This is a genomic window from Nocardiopsis protaetiae, from assembly GCF_045446735.1.
Lineage (GTDB): Bacteria > Actinomycetota > Actinomycetes > Streptosporangiales > Streptosporangiaceae > Nocardiopsis > Nocardiopsis protaetiae.
In genome coordinates, this window is record NZ_JBJJBV010000481.1 from 1 (window position 1) to 2390 (window position 2390).

The following is a 2390-nucleotide window of genomic DNA, read 5'->3' on the forward strand; positions in this document are numbered from 1 at the left end:
GCCGTCACGGTCACGCACACCGAGCCGTTCCACGTGTCCAAGGCGGTGGCCTCCCTGGACTTCGCCTCCCGGGGACGGGCCGGGTGGCGGGTGGAGGTGTCCCGGACCGGCACCGACGCCCGGGCGGTGGGGCGCCGCGCCACGGCCCCCGCGGAGGAGCTGTGGGCCGAGGCCACCGCCGTCGCCGACGTCGTCGCCCGGCTGTGGGACAGCTGGGAGGACGACGCGGAGATCCGCGACGTGGCCACCGGCCGGTTCATCGACCGCGACAAACTCCACTACGTCGACTTCGAGGGCCCGGGCTGGAGCGTGCGCGGGCCCTCCATCACGCCCCGCCCGCCCCAGGGCCACCCCCTGGTGGTGGTGCGGGCCGAGGACGACCACGCCCTGGCCACCGCGGCGGCCGCAGCCGACGCGGTGATCGTCACCTCCGGCACGCTGGGGGCGGTGCGCGAACGCTACCGGCGGGTGCGCGAGGAGGTCGCCGCCGCCGGGCGCGACCCGGACGCGGTGACCGTCCTGGCCGAGGTGCACGCCCACCTGGCCCCCGGCCGCCCCGGCCCCGACCGGGTGCTGCCCGGGCTGGTGCACACCGGCTCGCCCGGGGCGCTGGCCGAGGCGCTGCTGGAGTGGGGGCGGGTCGTCGACGGGTTCGCGGTCCGGTTCGGCTCCACCGACGCCGACCTGCCCCTGTTCACGGAGCGGACGGTGCCGCTGCTGCGCGAGTCCGGGGTGCTCCACGAGGGCCCGGCCCCCGACACCCTGCGCGCCCGGTTCGGCCTGGGCCGCCCCGCCAACCGGTACGAGGCGGTGTGAGCGCGGTGTGCGAGGAGACGGAGCTGTACCGGCACGAGACCGGCCTGGCGCTGGGGGTGAGCCCCATCCCCCGTCCCAGGGAGCCCGCCCGCCGGACGGGGGCGCCGCCCCGCCCCCGCGACGGCGCGGGGGCGCCGCCTCGCGAGGACACCGACGACGCACAGGGATGTACAGGGAGGACCGCATGAGCGGCAGCGACGGGATCCGGCAGGTGCGCCTGGTGGCGCACTTCCCCGGGGTCAACAGCACCACCGTCTGGAGCGACCCGCGGTCGCGCAGCCAGATCGACTTCTCCTCGTTCGAAGAGCTGGCGCGCACCGCCGAGCGGGGCCGGTTCGACTACTTCTTCCTCGCCGAGGGGCTGCGGCTGCGCGAACACCAGGGGCGCATCCACGACCTGGACGTGGTGGGGCGGCCCGACACCCTGGCCGTGCTGGCCGCCCTGGCCGGGGTCACCGAGCACCTGGGGCTGGCCGGGACGCTCAGCGCCACCTACAACGAGCCCTACGAGCTGTCCCGGCAGCTGGCCACCCTGGACCACCTCAGCGGCGGGCGCGCCGCCTGGAACGCGGTGACCTCCTCCGACGCGTTCACCGGCGAGAACTTCCGGCGCGGCGGCTACCTCGACCACGCCGACCGGTACGAGCGCGCCGCGTCGTTCGTACGGGCCGTGCGCGCGTTCTGGGATGCCGCCGGGACCGGGAGGGCCGCCGTCCACAAGGACCGGTTCTTCGACATCGAGGCCGTGCCCACCCTGCCGCGCGCACCGCAGGGGCACCCCGTGGTCATCCAGGCGGGGGACTCCCCGCAGGGGCGCGACTTCGCGGCGGCCGGGGCCGACGTGATCTTCTCCCGGCACGGCGGGTTCGAGGCGGGCCGGGCGTTCTACGACGACGTGCACCGGCGGCTGGCCGCCCACGGGCGCGGCGACGACGAGCTGCTCATCCTGCCCGGCGTCACCTACGTGCTCGGGGACACCCCGCAGGAGGCCGAGGAACGGGCCCGGAGCATCCGCTACCAGCAGGTGAGCGGGCCCACCGCGATCCAGTTCATCGAACAGGTCTGGGGGCGGGACCTGTCCGAGTACGACCCCGAGGGGCCGCTGCCCGACGTCGAGCCCGACCTGGAGAAGGTGCTCACCCAGGGCAAGGCGGCGGCGCGGTTCGCCGACCGGGCGGCGCTGGTGCGGCGCTGGCGGGAGCGGGCCGAGGCCGACAAGCTGAGCATCCGCGACCTGGTGGTGGAGGAGTCGGCCCGGCAGACCTTCATCGGCACCCCCGAGTCGGTGGCCGCGGACGTCATCCGGCACGTGGCCGAGCGGGCCAGCGACGGGTTCGTGCTGGTGCCGCACCTGACCCCGGGCGGGCTGGACGACTTCGTCGACCGGGTGGTGCCGATCCTCCAGGAGCGGGGGGCGCTGCGCGCCGAGTACACCCCGGGGGCCACCCTGCGGGAGAACCTGGGGCTGCCGCCCCGCGGCTGACCTCCCGTCTCCGATCCCTCCCGTGTCCGACCACCCCCGGGCGGGGCGCACTCCTTCGCCCGCGCCCTGCCCCGGGGGTCCGCCACCGTGT

General features: G+C 76.2%; 2 protein-coding genes. Both read left to right on the top strand.

Translation table 11 applies throughout. From position 1 onward, the window contains the following. Window positions 1-816 (top strand): LLM class flavin-dependent oxidoreductase (locus ACJOT3_RS34085; protein ID WP_406977254.1); only part of this gene is annotated, 816 nt, incomplete at its 5' end. Window positions 817-1000: 184 nt separating this feature from the next. Continuing rightward, window positions 1001-2299, top strand: a complete 1299-nt coding sequence (locus ACJOT3_RS34090; RefSeq protein WP_406977255.1) for an LLM class flavin-dependent oxidoreductase — start codon at window positions 1001-1003, stop codon at window positions 2297-2299. Window positions 2300-2390: the final 91 nt, after the last annotated feature.

Excerpts from the sequence above, each read along its gene's own strand:
- ACJOT3_RS34090 (WP_406977255.1), top strand. The coding sequence starts at position 1,001 with ATGAGCGGCAGCGACGGGATCCGGCAGGTGCGCCTGGTGGCGCACTTC.